This window comes from Pseudomonas lutea, assembly GCF_000759445.1.
GTDB lineage: Bacteria > Pseudomonadota > Gammaproteobacteria > Pseudomonadales > Pseudomonadaceae > Aquipseudomonas > Aquipseudomonas lutea.
In genome coordinates, this window is the sequence record NZ_JRMB01000001.1 from 1979653 (window position 1) to 1997212 (window position 17560).

The following is a 17560-nucleotide window of genomic DNA, read 5'->3' on the forward strand; positions in this document are numbered from 1 at the left end:
GATTATGCCAGACCCTCCCAGGCAAATTCCACGCTGGCCGTCCGGCCGTCATCGGACCATTGGCAACGGTCACTGAGTTGCCGCACCAGCGACAGCCCGCGCCCCGACAACTGGTTGGTCGCCGGCGGCATCGCCAGCACTCTATCGGAATCGAAACCCGCGCCGCTGTCCTGCACGCGCACGGTCAGTCGCCCGCCATCCCCTGCCGGCACGATGTTGAAATCGATACGGATAAAGCCATCCTCCAGGGTGTCCAGGCGCTCGCCGCGCTGCTGGTAATACAGCCCGAAACCTTCGGCGTCGCGTTTCAACGCCGAGTCCAGCCCTAAAACACCATGCTCCAGTGCGTTGCTGTACAGCTCGGACAATACGATGTACAGCTCACCGCTTTGCGAGCGCAGGCCATGGACCTCTTGCAGTAGCTGAAGGAGATACGGGAGCGGATTGAAACGCTTGAGCGTTACCGCCCGGTACTCGAACGACGCCGACCAGTCCAGCGGGCTGCAATCCCCGCTGTCGGTGTAGATGACCGAAGGCGGGCCGAGCAAGTCGGGCTCGGTAAACGCCACTTCGACCATGCTCACATCGTCCCGCGCCTGTCCGTTGAACCGCGCCAGGGCCCACTGAACTTCTTCGATCAGCAGTGCCGGGTTGCGATTGCTCACCAGCACATTCTGCAAGCGGCGGGCGCCGAACAGCTCGCCGTCCTGACCCGTGCTGTCGACCACACCGTCGGACAGCAAAAACACCCGGTCACCCGGTCCAAACGGGTACACCTGGGTGTTGTCGTCAAAGCTGCCGGCGCTTAACACGCCAAGCGGTACGTTCGAGGAAATCAGCGGCGTGTGCGGTCGGCCGTCGCCGTGCAGCAGGTAGCCATCGGGCAGCCCGCCGTTCCAGACCTCGACCAGTTGCTGTTTGAAATTGAGGCTCAACAGCGCTGCGCAGCAAAACATGTCAACCGGCAGGATGCGTTTGAGCTTGGCGTTCATCTCGCGCAAGGTCTCACGCAGTCCGTAGCCCTTGGCGGTCATGCCGTAAAACACTTCGGCCAGGGGCATCGCACCGACCGCAGCCGGCAAGCCATGGCCGGTGAAATCGCCCAGCAGCAGGTGCATGTTGCCGGACGGCGACCACGCGGCCAGCAGCAGATCGCCGTTGAACAGCGCATAGGGCGATTGCAGGTAACGAATGTTGGTCGAACTCAGGCAGCCGGAGTGGGCGATCTGGTCAAACAACGCCTTGGCCACGCGCTGTTCGTTGAGCAGGTATTTGTGGTGGCGGGTGATCAGGTCGCGCTGATGCAGGACCGTTTCCTGCAGCACGCGCAGCCGGTTCATGGCGTTGATCTTCGCCGCCAGCACCAGCTGGTTGTAGGGCTTGGCAACGAAATCGTCGCCGCCGGCGTCCAGACAGCGGGCCAGGTCTTCGCCTTCGGTCAGCGAGGTCAAGAAGATGATCGGCACCAGTGCATCACCCGCCAGCGCCTTGATCTGCCGAGCGGCTTCAAAGCCGTCCATGACCGGCATCATCGCGTCCATCAGCACCAGCTGCGGCCGCCGCCGCTCGAACAGGCTCACCGCCTCGGCGCCGTTGCTGGCGGTCAGAACATCATGGCCCTGTCGGCTGACGATGGCGGACAGCAGCATCCGGTCGCTGACGTTGTCATCGGCGATGAGGACCGTCAGGCGATCGGGGGCGGACGGCAGCATCAGGCGGGTTTGGCGATGTTGAAGAGTTTGGAGAAGTTGGATATCTCGAGGATTTTTCGGACGTCGTTGTTGCAGTTGGTCAACTGCACGTCTGACTTGTCGCCACCGGCATGGTCGCGCAGAAGCAGAAGCATCCCTAGCGCGGAGCTGTCGAGGTAGGAGGTGTCTTTGAGGTCAACCACGATGCGCTTGGCCTGGGTTTCTTTTTCATAGGCGCCGCGAAAATCCTGGTGGGTGGAGAAGTCGAAGCGTCCTGAGATGGTGATGGTCAGTTGTTGACCATCGGCGGAGCGTTCGGAGGTAACTGACATTGGCAAATTCCTTATATGAAACGGCGCCATACGCTTGAAGTTTTAGCAGGGGTTACGGGGCGTGGCAAATAGTTAGGTCTGGTTGGTGTCAGGGCCCTTCAAGATCAAGAACATCTGCCTAACGGCAGATCGTTTCGCCTTCGGCGAGTTACCTATCGCAGGTCGCCCAAGGTCAAAAGCATCTGCCTAACGGCAGACTGTTTCGCCTTCGGCGAGTTACTTGATAAAGCCCCAAGTAACCAAGGGCTTGTGCTCCCAGTTAGGCCCCTCCTTCGTCGGGGTTCCTTCACTCCGGTCTCGCTCCGTGGGCCCGCCGCCATCCGCCATCCATGGCGGGGGGCGGCTCTCGCGGCATCCATGCCGCTCGGCCACTCCACGAGACCTGCGTTCAGCCTGCACCCAAGTCGCGATGGGCGGTGTTTGGGCTGGCTCTGTATGAAAATCAAAAGCAGATCAAAGCAGATTAAAAGCTTCCCGGCTGAAGCCGGTCCTACAGTTAGAGCAAAATCAATCCCACCAGATGCATGCGATGCCTGAGTGGGACCGGCTTCAGCCGGGAAGAGGCCAGTTTGGCTGCCATCAGTTTTCTGATCGTTCCCACCTCCGCGAGGGGACGATCAATGCGATTGATCAGTTGCAGTATCGGTGTCTGGCCCGACGCCTTCGCCAGCAAGCCGGCTCCTACGGACCTCCCCCCTTTCCCTCCCTGCCGTGGACCCTGACCCCGCCCTGACCTTGATCTTGATCTTGATCTTGATCTTGATCTTGATCTATTCCACGCCGGTCCAAACACCGCAAAACGCGACTTGGGTGCAGGCCGAGCGCAGGTTTTGCGCAGTGGGCCGAGCCGCATGGATGCGGCGAGAGCGTCGTCAGGACAGGGATGTCTGTTCGGCGCGGGCCCACGGAGCAAGACCGGAGCGAGGGAACCCGACGAAGGAGGGCCAAACCAGGAGCAGACACCCTTGGTTACTTGGGGTGTTTTTTCCAAGTAACTCGCCGAAGGCGAAACGTCTGCCGTTAGGCAGACCGCTTTAGATGTTGATCTTGATCTTGATCTTTAAGCCCTTCTTAAAACTGCTCTGTCCGGGGCAACCGCTGCACCAACTCATCCAGCAGTTTCTGCTCGCGCTTATCCTCAAGCGCCCGCGCCTCATCGATATACCGCTGCACCAACTTGCGCAGCCCCTCCACCCGCGCATACGCCTTCTGCCACTCGCCGCGCGCCTTGTTCAAATTATTCTGATGCCAGGCCAGGCTCTGACGCTGCTGCGCCACCGCCGTCTCCAACTGGTTAAGGAAGCGCTGATAATTCATCAGCCACTGCCCCGAAACCCCATGGGCGCCCTTATCAATCCACTGCTGCTGATAATCGGAGCGAAACTTGTCCAGCTCACCCAGCTTGGCCTCGGCCAGCCGTACCTGACCCTGAAAATGACCCAGGCGCTGCACCGCCGCCTTCTCGACCTTCTCGGCCATCTCGACCACCGGCGCCAGACGGGCTGCGCGACTCAGCGCCATAACCGATTAACCACCGGCCTGAGGATTGAAAATCTTGGCCAACTGCTCTTCGCTGCTCTGCATGCTCTCGTTCTCCTGCAAGCCCTGCCGCAGGTACTTGACCAACTGCGGCTGCAGCGAAATCGCCAAATCGGTGTCGCGATCACCGCCGGCGACATACGCGCCCACGCTGATCAAATCGCGACTCTGCTGGTAGCGCGACCACAACTGCTTGAAATACTGCGCCTGAACCATGTGCTGCGGATCGACCACCGACGGCATGACCCGACTGATGGACGCCTCGATGTCGATGGCCGGGTAGTGACCCTCTTCCGCCAACCGCCGGGACAATACGATGTGCCCGTCGAGCACGCCCCGGGCCGAGTCAGCAATCGGATCCTGCTGGTCATCGCCTTCCGACAAAACCGTGTAAAACGCGGTGATCGAGCCACCGCCCGCCTCTGCGTTGCCAGCGCGCTCAACCAGCTTGGGCAGCTTGGCAAACACTGACGGCGGATAACCCTTGGTCGCTGGCGGCTCGCCGATGGCCAGCGCGATTTCCCGCTGGGCCTGGGCGAAACGCGTCAGCGAATCCATCAGCAACAGGACGTTCTTGCCCTTGTCGCGAAAATACTCGGCGATGCGCGTGCAGTACATCGCTGCGCGCAGACGCATCAACGGCGCGTCGTCCGCTGGGGATGCCACCACCACCGAACGCTTTAGGCCTTCTTCGCCGAGGCTGTGCTCGATGAATTCTTTCACCTCGCGGCCCCGTTCACCGATCAGGCCGACCACGATGATGTCGGCCTCGGTGAAGCGGGTCATCATGCCCAGCAGCACACTCTTGCCCACGCCGGTACCGGCAAACAGGCCCAGACGCTGACCGCGGCCGACCGTCAACAAACCGTTGATGCAGCGAATGCCCACGTCCAGCGGCTGGCTGATGGGGTCGCGTTTGAGCGGGTTGATTGTGGGGCCGTCCAGCGGCACCCAGTCCTCGGCTTTCATGCCGCCCTTGCCGTCAAGCGGCCGACCGGCACCGTCGAGGACGCGGCCGAGCATGGTCATGCCCATGGGCAGGCGTCCGGTGTCCGGCAGAGGCACCACGCGGGCGCCCGGCGCGATGCCGGCGACACTGCCCACCGGCATCAGGAACACCTTGCCGCCCGCGAAACCCATGACCTCGGCTTCGACCTCAACCGGTTGGTGACTGCCGTCGTTGATGACCACGCAGCGGCTGCCCATCGCGGCGCGCAGGCCTTCCGCTTCAAGCGTCAGACCGACCATGCGCAGCAGTCGTCCTTCGACGATTGGCTGCGTGGGCAGGGAGATGGCCTCGGGGTACGCGCTCAGGCGTTTGGTGAAGCTGGTGCGTTCAAGGCGCATCGATAGCACCCAGCGGATAGATGGTTTTTTCGGCGCTCTGGATCGCCTGCTCAAGCTCGATGGTCACGTCGGGCACTGCCGGGTGCAGGGCCTGTTCGTGCAACTGGTCGAACATTTTGCCGATGGCTTGGCTGATACGGCTCTCGACCGTGGCATCGATTCGGCTGTGCTCGCTCTCGACGCGGCAACCACCCGGCTGCAACGTGTCGTCCTCCAGGATGCGCCAGGTTTCCTCGTGACGTTCACGCATGGCCTTGACCAGCTCGAAGTCCTGAGGATTGACCAGAATCCGCACGTTCGCCGCGCCCATGGGCAACAGCCGCAAAGCTTCACGCAGCACGGTGCCGATCTGGCTGGAGTCGGTTTTCAGCTCACGCTGGATGACCTGGCGGACCACGTGCTCGACCAGCGTGACCATCGATTTCTCGATTTGCGCGTCCTGATCGGCGATGGGCTCGAACAAGTGCCCCATCAGCACTTCCATGCTTTGCAGCTTGGCAGCCAGGGCCACTTCCGCTTCCTGGCGAACCTTGAGCTGGGTGCTGTGAAAGCCCTCTTTTTCGCCGATGGCAAAACCCTCGTTGTAGGCGTCCTGGCGGATGCTCTCCAACTCTTCGAGGGTCATCGGCTGGACTTCTTCCAGCGGCACTTCTTCGCTGTCGGCGAGCTCGGCTTCCTCGATCACCGGTTCCGGCTCGGGCGTTGCCACCTGCGGGTCGAAGCTGGGCAGGGCCCAGACGTCAATCCCGCGCAAATCCCCGGCACGAATAAGCTCGCTGGGTGGTGCTTTATCAGAGCTGGACATCAACGGCACCTACGCTTAAATCATTTCCTCGCCACCTTTGCCGCCAAGAACGATCTCCCCGGCCTCCGCCATACGACGGGCAATGGTGAGAATTTCTTTCTGGGCGCCTTCCACGTCGCTGACGCGAACCGGGCCTTTGGCTTCCAGGTCGTCGCGCAGCAGTTCGGCGGCACGTTTGGACATGTTCTTGAAAATCTTTTCCTTGATCGCGTCGTCCGAGCCCTTCAACGCCAGTACCAGCACGTCCGAAGAGACTTCGCGCAGCAACGCCTGAATACCACGATCGTCGACATCGGACAGGTTGTTGAAGACGAACATGAGGTCTTCGATCTGCGTCGACAGGTCTTCGTCCACTTCGCGGATCGAGTCCATGAGCTGGCCTTCGATCGAGCTGTCGAGGAAGTTCATGATATCCGCCGCGCGCTTGATACCGCCCAGGGTGGTACGCGAGGTGTTGGCGTTGCCCGAGAACTGCTTCTCGAGGATCTGGTTCAGTTCTTTGAGCGCCGCCGGTTGCACGGTGTTCAGCGAAGACACGCGCAGGATGATGTCCAGGCGCACCTTGTGGTCGAAATGGCTGAGCACTTCACCGGCCTGATCGGCGTCCAGATAGGCCACCACGATGGCTTGAATCTGCGGGTGCTCGAAGCGGATAACGTCGGCCACCGCGCGCGGCTCCATCCATTTCAGGCTGTCGAGGCCGCTGGTGTTGCCGCCCAGCAGAATCCGGTCAATCAAGCCGTTGGCTTTGTCCTCGCCCAACGCCTGGGTAAGCATCTTGCGGATATAACCGTCCGAGCCGATGCCGACGCCGGTCTGATCGCCGACCACGTCGACGAACTCGCTCATCACCTGCTCGACCTGCTCGCGGTGCACGTTGCGCATTTGCGCCATGGCCACGCCCACACGCTGAACCTCTTTAGGACCCATGTGCCGCAACACCTGCGCGGCATCCGTCTCACCCAGGGTGAGCAGGAGGATCGCCGCCTTGTCAACGCGGCTCAATTTGACTGCAGCAGCTCTCTCACTCATCAGCGTTGATCCACTCTTTGACGACCTGCGCTACACGCGCCGGGTCCTCGGCCACAAGGCTCTTGATTGCATTGAGCTGTGCGTCATAACCCTCGGTAGGGCTCGGCAACAGAATACTTTGCGGACCGCCCAGACTGACGCGGTCGTTCGCCAATTCACCGTCCATCCCGACCATGCCGCCCAGCTCGGAGTCACGCTCGCCGCCCTTGCTCTGCGGGTTGGTGATGCCTTTGAGCACCGGACGCAGCACACCGAACACCAGCACCAGGATGAAGATCACGCCCATGGCCTGTTTGACGATGTCCCAGAACCACGGTTGCGAATAGAACGGGATGTCCGGGATCACTTCGCCGCGATCAGTCGAGAACGGCACGTTGATCACGCTGACGCTGTCGCCACGGCTGGCATCGAAGCCCACGGCGTCCTGCACCAGACGGGTGAAGCGCGCCAATTGATCGGCGGTCCACGGCACCAGGGTGGTTTCACCGTTGGCCGGGTTGACCTTGACCTGATCGTCGACCACCACCGCTACCGACAGGCGATTGACCTTGCCCTGCTGCTGTTTGGTGTGGCTGATGGAACGGTCCAGCTCGAAGTTCTTGGTCGACTGATTACGTTTGTCGGCCGGGTACGGTGCCAGCATCGGCTGACCGGTGGCCGGGTCCATGATCTGCTGACCATTGGCGTCCAGCAGCGGCTGACCTGGAGCGATTGCACCTGCGGCCCCGGCAGCACCGGCGGCGGCGTTTTGTGGCGCGGTTGCCGGGCCAGGCGGCTGGTTGCTCAGTGCGCCCGGTACGCCTTGCGGACCGCTGCCGCTGGAGCGTTGTTCGTTGACCGTCTGCTCGCTGCGCAGTGCAGGCTGATCCGGATTGAAGCTCTCGGCAGTGGATTCGACGGCGCTAAAATCAACGTCTGCCGACACTTCTGCCTTATAGCGGTCATTGCCCAGCACCGGCTGCAGGATGTTCTGCACGCGCTGGGTCAGCATGCTTTCCATACGGCGGGTGTAATCAAATTGCTTGCCGGCCATGGACAGCTCGGAGTTCTCGGCCTGATCGGAGAGCAGGTTGCCCTTCTGGTCGACGACAGATATTTGCGACTTGTTCAGTTCCGGGACGCTGGTCGCGACCAGGTTCATGATGGCCAACACCTGGCCCGGCTCCAGCGTACGGCCGGCGTACAGCTCTACCAGAATCGAGGCGCTGGGCTTGCGGTCGTCACGCACGAACACCGAGCTCTTGGGAATCGCCAGGTGGACGCGAGCGCCCTTGACGTTATTCAGGCTGGAGATGGTGCGTGCCAGTTCGCCTTCCAGGCCACGGCGATAACGCGTGGCTTCCATGAACTGACTGGTGCCCAGACCCTGATCCTTGTCGAGGATTTCAAAGCCGACGTTGCCGTCGTTCTGGGCAATACCGGCGCCGGCCAGCTTGATGCGGGCGCGAGACAAGTCATCGGCCTTCACCAGCAGCGCGCCGGAATTGGGCTCGACGGTGTAGGGAATGTCGGACTGCGCCAACGTGTCCATCACCTGCTTGGTGTCGATACCCGACAGGCTGCCGTAAAGCGGCTTGTAATCGGGCTGTTGCGACCAAAGCACCACGGCGAAACCAATCGCCACGCTGGCAGCCAGACCGACCATAAGGCCGACCTGACGCAGCATGGTCATCTCGGAGAGATTTTGCAGGAACGCCAACCCGAACATCGGTGGCTTGCTTCCTGGCGCACCCGTTTTGGCGGGTACGTTATCGACGACGGCTTCGGCCATGACTTAAATCGTCCTCAAACCGGCATTTGCATGATGTCTTGGTACGCCTGAACCAGCTTGTTGCGTACCTGGGTCAGCGCTGTGAACGACACGCTGGCTTTCTGCGAGGAGATCATCACGTCAGTGAGGTCCACGCCGCTCTTGCCCATTTCAAAGGCAGTCGACAGCTGGTTCGACGCCTGTTGGGTGTCGTTGACCTTGTTTACCGCCATGCCGAGCATGTCAGCGAAACTGCTCGCACCCGCCTGTTCCGGCGCTGCGATTGCCTTGGGTTGGGCCATGGCGTCCATTTGCATGGCGCGCATGTCCAGCATCAAGCGATTAAATTCAACACCTTGGGTCATGACGTTTCTCTCAAAAGGGCCGCAGATTTTTGACACGGATTCAGCGGTTACCCATGTATTAGCAACAACGGTGCCAGACCAATAGCGGCAATGTGCCACGTTTGATGAAAGAGTTCAGCAGGCCATATTTTTGGGGGCACAGGCATGTCGGGGCGCCGAACAAATAACGCTCCGACGCCTCGATGGGCCGGCTTCAGACGGGAAGCAGCCATCAGTGGCATAGGGTCGTTATTGTCAGGGCTGACGTCTTACCGGCTAAAGCCGGTCCCGCGAAGCATGAGCTGTCTATGAGATCAGGCACCGTGGGGCGTCAGATTTATGCTCGGCTTACGAGTCTTCAGGAGGCGAACAAAAACCCTTCGACATCCATCCCTGCATCGCGCATCTGCGCCAGCTTGTAGCGCAACGTCCGCGGGCTGATCCCCAGGCGTTCGGCAGCTTCTTTACGACGGCCGCGTTCGGCGCGCAGGGTATCGATGATCATCTGAAACTCACGCCGCCGCAGGTCCTCGCCCAAGGCGCCGGCCCCTTCCCCGCCGCCGGCATCCGGCGCCACTTCCGTGGCGCTGGCTGCAACGGCCGTCAGCTGAGGTGTGGCCGATGCGGCAAACGTAACCGGGCCCGTGAGGCAAAAGTCCTCAGCCTGAATGACGCCGCCCTGCTGCAGAATCAACGCGCGCTGCACGGCGTTGTCGAGCTCGCGCACATTGCCCGGCCAGGCGTAACTGATCAGGCATTTCTGCGCCTCGGCCGACAGGCGAACCGCAGCGTGCTTCATTTTCTTGACGTGCCGGGCGAGCAGGCGCTCGGCCAGCGGCAGAATGTCGGCGGGCCGCTGACGCAACGACTGCCAGGCGAGCGGGAACACCGACAGGCGATAAAACAGATCTTCGCGGAACCGCCCGGCCGCCACTTCCCCCGCCAGATCACGGTTAGTGGTCGCCACCACGCGGATGTCCAGCGCGATGGGCTTGCGCGCACCGACTCGCTCCACTTCCCGCTCCTGCAACACGCGCAACAACTTGGCCTGCAGGGCCATGGGCATTTCCGAGATTTCGTCGAGTAATAAGGTGCCGCCTTCGGCCTGCTCGAATTTGCCGGGCTGGGAGGCGATAGCCCCGGTAAAGGAGCCCTTCTCGTGGCCGAACAGCGTGGCTTCGAGCATGTTGTCCGGGATCGCGGCGCAGTTGATTGCGATGAACGGCTTGCCGGCGCGGGGTGACTGCTGATGAATGAAACGCGCCAGCACCTCTTTGCCCGTGCCGGATTCGCCGGAAATCAGCACCGTCGAGTCGCTACGCGCCACCCGAGCGGCCAGGTTAAGCAGTTGCACACTGGCCGGCTCCACGGCGATCGGTCCGTCACCCTCCGCCGGTTCCAGTCGGCCCAGTGCGTGACGGGCCACCAGGGCCAGCAGCGCCTTGGGCTCGAAAGGCTTGACCAGATAATCGGCGGCACCCTGACGCATGGCATCAACGGCACGGTCCACCGTACCGTGTGCGGTCATGAGCAGCACCGGCAGCTGCGGATAGCGGCTGCGCAATTGGCTGAGCAACTGATGACCGTCCATGCCGGGCATGTTGACGTCGCTCACCACCAGGCTGAACGGTGAAGCAGCCGCAGCGATCAGCGCCTCCTCGGCAGAACCCACTGCCTGGTAGACGTGGCCGGCCAGCGCCAGGGTTTCGCCCAGGGCTTCGCGCAGGGAGGGATCATCCTCGACCAGCAATACATTAATGGTCATGAAAGGTCACCCGACGACATTGGCAGCGCTCCCGTACCGGGAATCAGTGGCAATGAAACGATGGCGCAAGTGCCGCGCCCTAGACGCGAGCGAAACTCGATGCTGCCCTGATGCGCTCGGGTTACGGCCGTGACAACCGCTAGCCCCAGGCCGGTGCCAGTGGCTTTGGTGGTGAAGAAAGGTTCGCCCATGCGCGCCAATGCCGCCGGTTCAATGCCGCTGCCGCTGTCGCTTACACACAGCCGCAGCGTATTGCCGCGGCGGTAGGCGTGAATCTTGATGCGCGCACACCCGGCGCTGGCCTGCATCGCGTTCTCAATCAGGTTGAGCAATGCACCCACCAACGTGTCGCGGTTGCACAGCAACTCGCCCGCCGGGCTGTCGCATTGCCAACGCACGGCGACGCCCCGAAGGTGCGTCTGCGCAGCAGATTCCAGCGCGGCGACCAGCCCCGTCGGGGTAACCCGGTCAGTCATGGGGAGCTCGCCGCGTGCAAACACCAGCATGTCGCGAACTTGATGCTCAAGCTCGTGAAGGCGCTCCTTGAGCCGTCCGGCAAAACGCTGCTGGGTTTCCACGTTCAGTGCCTGCTCGGCCAGATGGCTGGCGTAGATCATCGCGGCAGACAGGGGTGTACGAATCTGATGTGCAAGGGATGCGACCATTCGGCCCAGTGACGACAGGCGTTCGTGGCGCGCCAGCTGGCTTTGCAGATGGCGGGTTTCGGTCAGATCATTCAGCAACACAAGCTGGCCTGGCTCGGCGTCCAGTGAACGCGTGGCAATGGACAGCCGGCGTCCGTCTTTGAGAGAGATCTCATGGCCGTCGTCTTCGCGCGGTGCAAAGCAGCGGGCGATCACATGGCGCCAGAGCATGCCGATCAGCGGCTCACCCAGCAGATCCAGCGCGGCAGGATTGGCCTCGCGGACCATGCCGGTGCCGTCGATGACTATGACGCCGCCGGGCAACAGATCCAGCAGGTTCTGCAAGCGGTTGGCCAGACGCTCCTTTTCCGCCAGTTCCTGCATGCGCTGCGCGCTGACCACCGCCAGCTCGCCCTTGAGCTCGGTGACCCGGGCTTGCAGCAGGCTGTAGGAATCGGTCAATTGGGTCGACATCTGATTGAACAGTGCAAAAGCATGCTCAAGGCCTTGTCGGCTGGCGGCTTCCGGGGACTGCTGCACTCGCGCACCCACGGCGAAGCCGGGTTCGGAAGACGTCTGAGCGGCCTGGGACATAGTTGATCTCTCGGGTAGCGAACCGTCAGTAAACGGTATGTTCCCAGAGACTTAGCAATCCCCGTGCCGAAAAAAAACCGCTGATAAATCAGCGGTTTATTTTTGGCGCGTCAAACGAGTGTCAGTCTTCGACCTGCTCGTCGCCTTCGCGTCGGCTCATGCCGTACTTGCGCATTTTTTCAACCAGCGTGGTACGTCGGATGCGCAGGCGCTCGGCAGCCCGGGCCACGATGCCGTTGGCGTCGTCCAGCGCCTGTTGAATCAGCCCCTGCTCCAGACCACCGAGGTAGTCCTTCAAGTCCAGGCCTTCCGGCGGCAGCAGCGCACTGCTGCCGAAGTTGGGCGAGTGGCCGTTGATTGCTACGCGCTCTTCCAGATCGCTGCGCAGACTGTCAACCAGTTGCTCGTCCTCGTCGTCGACGTAGCGGAATTTCTTCGGCAGCTCGGCGACGCCAATGACACCGTACGGGTGCATGATCGCCATTCGCTCGACGAGGTTGGCAAGCTCACGAACGTTGCCCGGCCAACCGTGACGGCACAGCGACATGATCGCAGCGGAGTTGAAGCGAATCGACCCGCGCTTTTCGTGCTCCATGCGCGAAATCAGCTCGTTCATCAGCAGCGGAATGTCTTCCACGCGCTCACGCAACGGCGCCATTTCGATCGGGAACACGTTGAGGCGGTAGTACAGATCCTCACGGAAGCTGCCGATCACGATCATGTCTTCGAGGTTTTTGTGCGTCGCGGCAATGATCCGCACATCGACGCTCTGGGTCTTGTTGCTGCCCACGCGCTCGAAGGTCCGCTCTTGCAGCACGCGCAACAACTTGACCTGCATTGGCAACGGCATGTCGCCGATTTCATCGAGGAACAGCGTGCCGCCGTTGGCCAGTTCAAACCGCCCTGCCCGGCTGGTAATAGCCCCGGTGAAGGCGCCTTTCTCGTGACCGAACAGTTCGCTTTCGAGCAACTCGGCCGGAATGGCGCCACAGTTGACCGGCACAAACGGCGCATCGCGGCGCTTGGAATGGTAATGCAGGTTACGGGCGACCACTTCCTTGCCGGTGCCGGATTCACCGAGGATCAGCACGCTGGCATCGGTGTCGGCCACTTGCTGCATCATCTGGCGCACGTGCTGAATCGCACGGCTGGTGCCGACAAGGCTGCGGAAAAGATTGGGTTCACGCTGACGCCCACGTTCACGGGCCTGGTCGTACATCTCGCGATAGACCTGGGCGCGGTGCAGGGAGTCCAGCAGTTTGCTGTAGCTGGGCGGCATCTCGACAGTGGAGAGCACACGACGACGCAGGTCGTCGGCCAGTTCAGCCGATGAGTTCTCGCCCATCAGCAGGACAGGGAGGAATTCGTCCCAGGCGGCAACGGTTTTGAGCAGGCCCTGGAGGCTGCCCGGGGCGTTGACACTGCCTACCAGCACGCAAAGAACTTCTCGGGTAGAGGTCAGCGAACCCACGACTTGTTGCCAGTCGGTGCTTGAGCACGACAGGTTTTCATCGCCCAGAAAATTCAGAATCACCGCCATGTCACGGCGGCGCTGGCTATCGTCATCGATCAGCAGGATTTTGATTTCACGCCACATGCAATAGCAACTTCCCTAGTCAACTCGATGCCCGATCTCGGGCAAGCTTGGCTTTCGTATCGTCCGATGAGACGTGTCAATCACCAGAAATTAGTGAACTTCGCTGGTTAAGTCAAAAAACCGTTCACGGTCAATTTTATGGCGTACACGTTTTTTGCCATCAAACTGGCGTCAACCAAACAGATGGTAAACCTTTGCAGCACTTTTCGCTCGCTGGATCTGCGACATTTCGTCGACGATTGCTTGACGTTCGCCTACAGCCACGTCGATAAGCTTGCGATAGACGCCTAGCAGCTCTTCCAGATTGGTCCGCAACTCGGGCTCATCGTTGCTCGCCTGACTGATGACTTCGTCGACACAGGCCCGGCAGGCCATATCGAGCTGGCCGATTGCCTCCCAGTCACGCTGTTCGAGAGCATCGACCAAGGCTTCGCGGGTTTCTTCGATTCGCTTGAGTGCAGCGCTCATGGGTCTCTCCTTCAGAGCACGGGTTGCTGATCGCCGATCGCATCCCAACCTTCCTTGAGCGTGGTCAGCAGGCCGCTGACTTCGTCAAGAATCCTGGGATCGGATTTGATGTTGGACTCCGCCAGACGCTTCATCATGTAGACGTACAGGTTGTCGACATGGGCCAAAGCTTCAGCCTGTTTTTCCATATCCAGACCTTCGCGCAGACCACCGATGATCTCGATCGCCTTGCCGATCAACAGGCCTTTGGCGGGGATGTCCTTGCGCTCGATGGCGCCTTTGGCCTGGGCGATGCGGTCCAGGCCGGCTTCCATCAGCATCTGCACCAGGCGGTGAGGCGTGGCCACTGCGGTCTGGGCATGTGAATTGACCTTCTGATACTGCCGAAGGGCTGCCATACGGTTCATTGTCTTACCTCGCACAACTCGAAGTTTCTATATTGAGGGTATCGACACGGCCTGCAAAAACTTTAAGGCCAGATGCCAAAAACCCGGCACGGAGGCCGGGTCTTGTTCAGCTCGTCAACGATCAAGCGTTTTTCTGGGCGTTCAGCGAGTCAAAGAACGACGTGATGTTGGTGGCGGAGGCTTTCAGTTGGCCTACCAGCAAGTCCATCGCGTTGTACTTGGCAGTCAGGGTCGCCGTCAGGGTCGTCACGCGCAGGTCGAGTGCGGCTTGCTGATCCTGAAGGTTGCTCTGCTGCTTGTTCAGACTGGTCTTGCGCGTGTCGAAGATGCCGCCGGTCTGGGTGTAGGGCGTCACGGCCGCGTTCATCCGGGCGAGCAGACCGTTCTTGCCGTCGCCGGTACCCGTGAACAGCTGCTGAACGTCACCCGCCAGGCCAGCGTCCATCGCCGCAGTGAATTTCTTGTCGTCCAGAGTCAGCTTGCCGTCGCTTTGCCCGGTGGTGATGCCCAACTGGGACAGCACGGACAGCTGGCCTGGCGCACCGGTGGTGACCAGCTCTTTGCGCAACGCCGAAATGATCGCGCGCGGCATCGCGTCGCCGGTCAATGAAGCTGGTGTCACCGTGGCGCCGGTGGTTTTGTCCGGGGTGTCACTGACCGAGGCTTTGGTCACCGTCGTCACCGCGCTGAGCACGGCGTTGTAGGAATCGACGAACGCCTGCAGCGACGCCTTCAGGTTGTCGGTGTTGGTGCTCACCGTCACCGTGGTGGTGGTGTTGTCACTGCCGGGCAACAGTTTCATCGTTACCCCGCCGAGGGTTTTGTCGACGGTGTTGCTCTTGCTGGTCACTTGCAGTCCGTTGATGGTCAACGAAGCGCTGATTGGCGGGCTGCCAATATAACCGGCCGACGAAGCGGAGTTCGCATCGAGCTTGTCCGTTTTACCGATGGTGAAACCGGCAATGCTGCTGTTGGTGGTGATTTCGGAATCGGCACCTGTCACCGTCGAGCCGAAAACCAGGCGCGTGCCCTTGTCGTCAGTGATGATGTTGGCACTGATGTTGGTGGTTTTCGTGTCTTTGTTGATCTGCGCCGCGACCGAGGCCAGGGTGGCCCCCTCCGGAATGGTGTAAGCCTTGGAAATGCCATTTTGAGTGAGGGTAAGGTCCCCACTCGGAATGGCACTGGTAGCACCGCCGGCGAATGCAGCCGTGGCAACGCTTGAACTGGTGGCCGTTTTATCAACCTTGATCGAATAGGTACCGGGCACCGCGGTGTTATCCGAGCTGACGGTCATCTTGGTTTCGTCAGAGGACTTCGCAGCGTAGCCAGTGAACTGCAGTTTGCTGGTGGTGCCGGACGGCGGATTGACCAGAGCCTGGAAAGCGGCCATCGCCGATTGCAGCGTACCGATGCCCGACAACTTGGTGGTCACCAGCTTGGTCTGGGTGGTGATCTGGGTTTGCTTGGCGGTTTTGTCGGAGTTGACCAGCGCGGTCACGATTTCCCCGATTGCCAGGCCCGAGCCGAGGCCGGTTGCAGGTGTAATTGGACTAGCCATGTGAGTCTCCTTTCGCTTGTGGTTGGCAGTGTGACGAGCACGCGATGCACAAGTATCGCGTTCACGCTGGGTGCCAATTAAACTTTTGCGTCAAACAACAGGCTGTTTGCGTTCTTGAGACTGTCGGCGAGTTTCAACGCTTCGGCGGAGGGCAATTGCCGCACCACTTCACCTGTCTCGGTGGCAATGACTTTCACCACAACTTTCCCCGATTTGTCGTCGATGGAAAATTCCAGATTGCGATGAACCGACTGAAAGAACTGTTCCATCTGTTTGACTGCGGCTTCCAGTTCTTCCGACTTTTCACCAGGTTCCGAGTCTTTTCGCGTCGAAGTGTCCGACTGCGCTGCGGCAGCAGGAGCAGAAACGACTTGAGGCGCCACGGCTGGCTTGTCAGCAACCACAGGCACCGCGGGCATCGACTGGATCACTGGATAAGCAAAGTTCGGTCTGCTACTTATTTCCATGCCCACTCACCTCTGAAAGTAAAAAGCGGGAGAGCACGCAAGCATACTCCCCCGCCAAAACTCAAACCGTGATTACTGAAGCAGTTTCAGAACAGCGGATGGCAGCTGGTTAGCCTGGGCCAGAACAGAGGTGGAAGCCTGTTGCAGAGTCTGTTGTTTGGTCAGGTTAGCGGTTTCAGCGGCGAAGTCGGTGTCTTGAATACGGCCCAGTGCAGCAGTGGCGTTTTCGTTAACGTTTTGCAGGTTGGAAATGGTGCTGGTCAGACGGCTTTGCGAAGCACCGAGGTTTGCACGAGTGCTGTTGATCGTTGCCAGAGCAGCGTCAATTGCAGTGATTGCGTTGTCGATGTTGGTGCTGGCGGTGGCGCTGGTGCCAGTGATCGCAACCGAACCGCTTGCAACCGACAGGGAAGTAGCGTCGAACTTGGAGCTCAGAACCAGGTCGATGCGGTTGGCCGAGCCAGTGCTCGAACCGACTTGCAGGGTCATGGTGCCAGCCGAACCGTCCAGCAGGTTCTTGCCGTTGAGGTTGGTCGAAGACGAGATACGAGTCAGTTCGTCGGACATCTGACCGAATTCAGCGTTCAGAGCGGTACGGTCAGCCGTGCCGTTAGTGTCGTTTCGCGACTGAACAGCCAGTTCACGCATACGCTGCAGAATGTTGGTGGACTCTTGCAGAGCGCCTTCAGCAGTCTGAGCCATCGAGATACCGTCGTTGGCGTTCTTGATTGCAACAGTCTGGCCGCGGATTTGCGAAGTTTCGCGAGTGGCGATCTGCAGGCCGGCTGCGTCGTCTTTAGCGCTGTTGATTTTCAGACCGGAAGACAGACGAGTCATCGAAGTCGACAGTGCATCGGAAGCTTTTGACAGGTTCTTCTGAACAGCCAGGGAAGCTACGTTGGTGTTTACGCCTAAAGCCATGATGAATTCCTCGTTGGTTGGGTACTGCGGCTTTCCGGCCCTGGCAAGCGCCGGGTGTGGCCTAGAGAACCTACATAATGTTTATCGTCGCGGTTGCCAGGAGCTTGAGGGCTTTTTCAAAATTTTTTGCCACCAGAGCGCCACCCCCGCAGAGTGTTGTCCGGGGATACACAACGTTTCGGCCCAACCCCTTGAAGCTTTAACCGGACTCGGCATTTTGTTAACCAGTGCACATAAAGAGGGGCGCGCCCCAAGGCGCGCCCGGTGTGGTTGCCCTCTCTATAGAGAGGCCTTGG

16 protein-coding genes are annotated in these 17560 nt (G+C 60.4%); all 16 read right to left on the reverse strand.

Annotation, left to right across the window (positions count from 1 at the left end; genetic code table 11):
• Positions 1-2: 2 nt before the first annotated feature.
• Positions 3-1712: an ATP-binding SpoIIE family protein phosphatase gene (locus LT42_RS08515; protein ID WP_037011551.1), complete on the reverse strand. Its 1710-nt coding sequence runs from the start codon at positions 1710-1712 to the stop codon at positions 3-5.
• Complete coding sequence (locus LT42_RS08520; RefSeq protein ID WP_037011553.1) at positions 1712-2023, reverse strand: STAS domain-containing protein; 312 nt, start codon at positions 2021-2023, stop codon at positions 1712-1714. Before LT42_RS08520 ends, LT42_RS08515 begins: the two co-directional genes overlap by 1 nt.
• Positions 2024-3094: 1071 nt before the next feature.
• Positions 3095-3544 carry a flagellar export protein FliJ gene (gene fliJ / locus LT42_RS08525; RefSeq protein WP_037011555.1) on the reverse strand — a complete coding sequence of 150 codons (450 nt, stop codon included), beginning with the start codon at positions 3542-3544 and terminating at the stop codon, positions 3095-3097.
• A gap of 6 nt (positions 3545-3550) precedes the next feature.
• A complete protein-coding gene (gene fliI / locus LT42_RS08530) occupies positions 3551-4909 on the reverse strand; it encodes a flagellar protein export ATPase FliI (RefSeq protein ID WP_037011557.1) in 1359 nt (452 codons plus the stop codon).
• Complete coding sequence (gene fliH, locus LT42_RS08535) at positions 4899-5714, reverse strand: flagellar assembly protein FliH (RefSeq protein WP_037011559.1); 816 nt, start codon at positions 5712-5714, stop codon at positions 4899-4901. The genes fliI and fliH overlap by 11 nt, the downstream gene beginning before the upstream one ends.
• A 15-nt stretch (positions 5715-5729) precedes the next feature.
• Complete coding sequence (gene fliG, locus LT42_RS08540; protein WP_037011568.1) at positions 5730-6746, reverse strand: flagellar motor switch protein FliG; 1017 nt, start codon at positions 6744-6746, stop codon at positions 5730-5732.
• The gene (gene fliF / locus LT42_RS08545; protein ID WP_037011571.1) at positions 6739-8517 is read right to left on the reverse strand and encodes a flagellar basal-body MS-ring/collar protein FliF; all 1779 of its coding nucleotides are present in this window, start codon (positions 8515-8517) and stop codon (positions 6739-6741) included. Before fliF ends, fliG begins: the two co-directional genes overlap by 8 nt.
• Positions 8518-8531: 14 nt before the next feature.
• Complete coding sequence (gene fliE / locus LT42_RS08550) at positions 8532-8861, reverse strand: flagellar hook-basal body complex protein FliE (RefSeq protein ID WP_037011573.1); 330 nt, start codon at positions 8859-8861, stop codon at positions 8532-8534.
• A gap of 337 nt (positions 8862-9198) precedes the next feature.
• Positions 9199-10605: a sigma-54-dependent transcriptional regulator gene (locus tag LT42_RS08555; protein WP_037011575.1), complete on the reverse strand. Its 1407-nt coding sequence runs from the start codon at positions 10603-10605 to the stop codon at positions 9199-9201.
• Positions 10602-11843: a sensor histidine kinase gene (locus tag LT42_RS08560; RefSeq protein WP_037011576.1), complete on the reverse strand. Its 1242-nt coding sequence runs from the start codon at positions 11841-11843 to the stop codon at positions 10602-10604. The genes LT42_RS08555 and LT42_RS08560 overlap by 4 nt, the downstream gene beginning before the upstream one ends.
• A gap of 121 nt (positions 11844-11964) precedes the next feature.
• Positions 11965-13440 carry a sigma-54 dependent transcriptional regulator gene (locus LT42_RS08565; protein ID WP_037011577.1) on the reverse strand — a complete coding sequence of 492 codons (1476 nt, stop codon included), beginning with the start codon at positions 13438-13440 and terminating at the stop codon, positions 11965-11967.
• 171 nt (positions 13441-13611) lie between these two features.
• The gene (fliT, locus tag LT42_RS08570; RefSeq protein ID WP_037011578.1) at positions 13612-13908 is read right to left on the reverse strand and encodes a flagellar protein FliT; all 297 of its coding nucleotides are present in this window, start codon (positions 13906-13908) and stop codon (positions 13612-13614) included.
• Positions 13909-13919: 11 nt separating this feature from the next.
• Positions 13920-14315, reverse strand: a complete 396-nt coding sequence (fliS, locus tag LT42_RS08575; protein ID WP_037011580.1) for a flagellar export chaperone FliS — start codon at positions 14313-14315, stop codon at positions 13920-13922.
• A gap of 121 nt (positions 14316-14436) precedes the next feature.
• Positions 14437-15876 (reverse strand): flagellar filament capping protein FliD, encoded by a 1440-nt coding sequence (gene fliD, locus LT42_RS08580; protein WP_037011582.1) that lies wholly within the window; start codon positions 15874-15876, stop codon positions 14437-14439.
• A 77-nt stretch (positions 15877-15953) separates the two neighbouring features.
• A complete protein-coding gene (locus LT42_RS08585; RefSeq protein WP_037011584.1) occupies positions 15954-16343 on the reverse strand; it encodes a flagellar protein FlaG in 390 nt (129 codons plus the stop codon).
• 72 nt (positions 16344-16415) lie between these two features.
• Positions 16416-17264 carry a flagellin domain-containing protein gene (locus tag LT42_RS08590; protein ID WP_037011586.1) on the reverse strand — a complete coding sequence of 283 codons (849 nt, stop codon included), beginning with the start codon at positions 17262-17264 and terminating at the stop codon, positions 16416-16418.
• Between the last annotated feature and the right edge of the window lie 296 nt (positions 17265-17560).